This window comes from Lysinibacillus sp. NPDC059133, from assembly GCF_042755925.1.
Lineage (GTDB): Bacteria > Bacillota > Bacilli > Bacillales_A > Planococcaceae > Lysinibacillus.
Map to the genome: position 1 here is coordinate 1 of NZ_JBHZDH010000108.1, position 4617 is coordinate 4617.

Annotated in this window: 7 protein-coding genes; all 7 read left to right on the forward strand. The window is 39.1% G+C overall.

Features of this window, described 5'->3' with window-relative positions:
- The coding region (locus ACFXN8_RS26235; protein WP_386848299.1) for a hypothetical protein at positions 1–180 on the forward strand (180 nt) is incomplete at its 5' end.
- A gap of 49 nt (positions 181–229) precedes the next feature.
- The gene (holB, locus tag ACFXN8_RS26240; RefSeq protein ID WP_376076033.1) at positions 230–1234 is read left to right on the forward strand and encodes a DNA polymerase III subunit delta'; all 1005 of its coding nucleotides are present in this window, start codon (positions 230–232) and stop codon (positions 1232–1234) included.
- Positions 1227–2042, forward strand: coding sequence for a PSP1 domain-containing protein (locus ACFXN8_RS26245; protein WP_197142774.1), 816 nt, complete (start codon positions 1227–1229; stop codon positions 2040–2042). Before holB ends, ACFXN8_RS26245 begins: the two co-directional genes overlap by 8 nt.
- A 27-nt stretch (positions 2043–2069) precedes the next feature.
- Positions 2070–2426: a DNA replication initiation control protein YabA gene (yabA, locus tag ACFXN8_RS26250; protein ID WP_053485308.1), complete on the forward strand. Its 357-nt coding sequence runs from the start codon at positions 2070–2072 to the stop codon at positions 2424–2426.
- A gap of 63 nt (positions 2427–2489) precedes the next feature.
- Positions 2490–3239 (forward strand): tRNA1(Val) (adenine(37)-N6)-methyltransferase, encoded by a 750-nt coding sequence (locus ACFXN8_RS26255; protein ID WP_386848300.1) that lies wholly within the window; start codon positions 2490–2492, stop codon positions 3237–3239.
- Positions 3223–3486: a GIY-YIG nuclease family protein gene (locus ACFXN8_RS26260; protein WP_386848301.1), complete on the forward strand. Its 264-nt coding sequence runs from the start codon at positions 3223–3225 to the stop codon at positions 3484–3486. The genes ACFXN8_RS26255 and ACFXN8_RS26260 overlap by 17 nt, the downstream gene beginning before the upstream one ends.
- On the forward strand, positions 3483–4355 hold the full coding sequence (gene rsmI, locus ACFXN8_RS26265; RefSeq protein WP_386848302.1) for a 16S rRNA (cytidine(1402)-2'-O)-methyltransferase: 873 nt from the start codon (positions 3483–3485) through the stop codon (positions 4353–4355). The genes ACFXN8_RS26260 and rsmI overlap by 4 nt, the downstream gene beginning before the upstream one ends.
- Positions 4356–4617 lie beyond the last annotated feature (262 nt).

Sequence of the window (4617 nt, forward strand, 5' to 3'; positions counted from 1 at the left end):
AAACATCTGTTGGCCCAAGCGGCTCATCGGACGCCCCCAGGAAGCTCTGCTCTGCGCGAAAGCGAAGCGTCAGCAATTGTTTTATCTGTGCGAAAGCGTAGCGACAGCAACAACAAAGCGCCCAGCCGGAACGGAAATCAACCACACGTTTTGGTGATGATCCATAAAATTGAGCAATAGGAAACAATTATGCTATGAGTGTAATTGATATAGGAAGGAATTTGAATATATGGCCAAGAATGTTGAAGAGCTATTCACACTGCAACCAGTCGTAATGAAGCAGCTTCAAACGATTTTTGACAAAAATAGATTAGCACATGCATACATTTTTGATGGCGAAAAGGGGACAGGCAAAGCTGATATAATGCGGTTTTTTGTCAAATTAATGTTATGTGAGCATCCAAATCAAAATGTTCCATGTGAAACATGTCGAAATTGCAGACGTGTTGATTCGGGTAATCATCCAAATATTCATCAAATTTATCCAGAGGGTCAATTTATAAAGATTGATCAAATACGTGAATTAATTGCAGAAATGAAGATGATGGGTGTTGAAGAGGGACGTAAGATTTATGTACTTCATCATGCAGACCGTCTCAATATTGCATCTGCAAACATGATACTTAAATTTTTAGAGGAACCTGATGGTGAGGTAACTGCGATTTTATTAACGGAGCAAATGCAGTCAATTTTACCAACGATTCGCTCTCGCTGCCAGCATATTAAATTTCAAAAAATGCCTCGACACATATTGTTAAAGCATTTACAAGATAACAATATTGCTTACTCGATGGCTTCTACAGTGAGCATGATGACGAACGAGCTCGAAACAGCTATGATTTTAGCAAATGATGAGCAGTTTGCACATGCTCGAAAAACAGTGTTAAAATTAGTAGAGGCAATTCGTCAGAACGTACATGAAGCAATGCTTGTTGTACATGAAGAATGGTTGCCATTGTTTAAAGAAAAAGGCGAGATGGAGCAGGCATTAGATTTACTACTATTTGCTTACCGTGATATAGTGTCAATAAAAGCTAATCCCGAATCAGCTTGTACTTACCCAGACATGTTACAGACATTTAAAGAAGCTGCGTTACATTCGACTTATGAACGTCTATCTAGTCAAATGGAGTCTATTTTACAGGCACGTTCATCTTTACAGCGTAACATGAATAGGACGTTAATGATGGAGCAGTTAATGCTAAATCTGCAGGAGGGGTATACATTTGTATAATGTAGTGGGTGTCCGCTTTAAAAAAGCGGGTAAAATATATTATTTTGATCCAGCATCATATCTACTAGAGGACAGTCAATATGTCATTGTAGAGACAGCTCGCGGTGTAGAATATGGTAAAGTAGTTGTCCCTCAAAAGGTGGTTGAGGAAAATGATGTTGTTTTACCACTTAAACAAGTTCTACGACCAGCGGATGAACGTGATCGTATTCAAGTAGAGGAAAATGCCGCCGAATCAAAACGCGCATTTGAACTAGCAAGTACAAAAATCATTGAGCATAATCTAGAAATGAAGCTCGTTGATGTTGAATATACATTTGATCGTAATAAAATCATCTTTTATTTTACGGCTGAAGGACGCGTTGATTTTAGGGATCTTGTAAAAGATCTAGCTTCGGTTTTTAGAACACGTATTGAACTTCGTCAAATTGGTGTACGTGATGAGGCGAAGTTGTTAGGTGGTATTGGTCCATGTGGCCGGATGCTTTGCTGCTCTACATTTTTAGGAGATTTTGAGCCGGTTTCTATTAAAATGGCTAAAGATCAAAACTTATCTTTAAATCCATCCAAAATTTCAGGTCTTTGCGGTCGTTTAATGTGCTGCTTGAAATATGAAAATGATGAATATGAGGAAGCGAAAGAGGGCATGCCAGACATTGGTGAATTGACGATGACACCAGATGGCCGTGGTAAAGTTGTAGGTTTAAATGTACTGGAGAGACTCATTCAAGTATATTTACATGAGCAGGAGCGTACAGTCGAGTATACACTAGAAGAACTGCTAGCATGCGAAAAAAATCTTATATAAGATAGAGAATTGAACGAGGTGGCTTGGGTGAAGGACCGTAATTTCTTAGATACCGTTATGGAGTTCGAACAACAGCTCGAAGCAATGCAGGAGCAATTTGGTGCATTGAAACAATTTGTAGCGTTAATGATGGAGGAGCATAAGACTCTCGAAACAGAAAATCATCACCTTCGTACACGTCTAGAAGAACTACTTTCTAATGAAAACTCTGTACAAGCTACTGATGAGAAGAAAGAGAATCCGTTAGATATTGGCGAGGGTTATGATAACCTAGCACGTTTATACCATGAAGGCTTCCATGTTTGTCATGTTCATTTCGGAAGTTCACGTAAAGGTGAAGACTGTCTGTTTTGTCTATCATTTTTAAATAAACAAAATGTGTAATAGAAGGCTGATTCCCACTTTAGTGGTGTCAGTCTTTTGTTTTGTATAGTAGGAGGAGGAAACATGGAAGATTGGTTGAGAGGTGACGAACGGTTAGACTATTTATTGGCTGAGAATTTACGTATTATTCAAAGCCCCTCTGTCTTTTCGTTTTCATTGGATGCAGTGCTACTTTCGAAATTTGTCAATGTCCCATACCATAAAGGGAAAATTGTTGATTTGTGTTCAGGTAATGGTGTAATCCCACTTTTTCTAAGTGCCAGAACAAAGGGACATATTACAGGAGTAGAAATTCAACCACGTTTATTTGATATGGCTGAGCGAAGTATCCGTTACAATAAGTTAGAAGAGCAAATTCATATGGTCCTTGGTGATGTGAAGGAAATTCCTAAGGAGCTTGGTATTGAAAAATATGACGTTGTAACCTGTAATCCACCATATTTTTTAGCCCATGAAGCTAGTGATAAAAATTTAAGTGAGCATTACGCTATTGCCCGTCATGAACTATATTTAACGTTAGAGGAAGCAATACAATCTGCAAGTAAATTATTAAAACAGGGCGGAAAGGCAGCTTTTGTTCATCGTCCGGGTCGGCTATTAGATATTGTTACGGCAATGCGGGCAAACCGTATAGAACCTAAACGTATGCAACTTATTTATCCGAAGGAAGGTAAGGAGGCTAACGCATTATTAATAGAAGGAATTAAAGACGGTAAGCCTGATCTGAAAATATTACCGCCTCTGTATGTTTATAATGAGAATAATGAATATACAGCAGAAGTGAGAGAAATCCTTTATGGAAAAGAACAATAGCCATTATTTTTATGTGTTAGAATGTGCCGATCAATCCTTTTACGCAGGCTACACGAATAATGTAGACAGGCGTGTCGCTGTACATAATGCTGGTAAGGGAGCAAAATATACAAGAGCACGAGGACCTGTGGAATGTATTTATGTTGAGGAATTCGATACGAAACAAGAGGCGATGCGTGCAGAATATGCTTTTAAACAGCTAACACGCACGCAAAAAATGAAATATATAGGGAGGGATGAGTCATGAAATCTCAAAAAAGTACAATGCATGATCATACAGGTTGTTTATATTTAGTTGCAACACCTATTGGCAACCTAGAGGATATGAGTGTGCGTGCGCTACGTATTTTAAAAGAAGCAGATATTATTGCTGCAGAGGATACACGTAATACAAAGAAGCTATGCAACTACTTTGATATAGAAACACCACTGATAAGTTATCATGAACATAATTTAGAGGTGGGGGGAGAGAAGCTATTAGCCTTCTTACGTGAAGGGAAAACAGTTGCATTAGTTAGTGATGCTGGTCTACCTTGTATTTCTGATCCTGGTGCAGATATAGTCGAAAAAGCAATCGAGCAAGACTTTCCAGTTGTACCGGTGCCAGGTCCCAATGCAGCAATATCAGCATTAATAGCTTCTGGATTAACACCGCAGCCATTTTTCTTTTATGGATTTTTAAATAGAGGGAAAAAGGATCGACGACAGCAGTTAGAGCAACTAAAAAAACGTCAGGAAACTATTTTGTTTTATGAGGCTCCTCATCGTATAAAGGACACTTTAAAAGATATGGAAGCTATTCTTGGTAATCGTCGAATTGTATTAGCTCGCGAGTTAACTAAAAAATTCGAGGAGTTTTTACGTGGTACGTTGGCCGAAGCAGTGGTATGGTCACAAACAGAGGAAATTCGAGGGGAATTTTGTATTGTCCTTGAAGGAAACGACAATGCCGAGGAAGAAAATAGTGAAGAAGCCTATTGGATGACAATGTCTGTCGTTGAACATGTCGATTATATTATTAATGATACAGGTGTTACATCAAAAGAAGCTATCAAGGAAGTAGCAAAACTACGTCAAGTAGCGAAGCGAGAAGTCTATAATGAATACCATAGTTAATGGAAAGAAAGAGGTTGCCTAAATAAGGCACCTCTTTTTTGTATATCTAATCAAATTAGTGGCTCATTACCAACAGTTCGGGATGACAATTGTTAAAACGCATGCCATATCAGTTGATTGGAGTGGAGGCTGGGCGACTCCTTGGATAGAGGAACGAAGGCTAAAAGCATCACGTCCTGTGATAACGCCTTCGTGACCAACTTCGGTGCCGCTGCCGCTTCGCTTTCGCGCAAAAAACATCTGTTGGCCCAAGCGGCTCATC

Coding starts and splice junctions, on each gene's coding strand:
- holB (WP_376076033.1), top strand. CDS start 230: ATGGCCAAGAATGTTGAAGAGCTATTCACACTGCAACCAGTCGTAATG.
- ACFXN8_RS26255 (WP_386848300.1), top strand. CDS start 2,490: ATGGAAGATTGGTTGAGAGGTGACGAACGGTTAGACTATTTATTGGCT.
- ACFXN8_RS26260 (WP_386848301.1), top strand. CDS start 3,223: ATGGAAAAGAACAATAGCCATTATTTTTATGTGTTAGAATGTGCCGAT.
- rsmI (WP_386848302.1), top strand. CDS start 3,483: ATGAAATCTCAAAAAAGTACAATGCATGATCATACAGGTTGTTTATAT.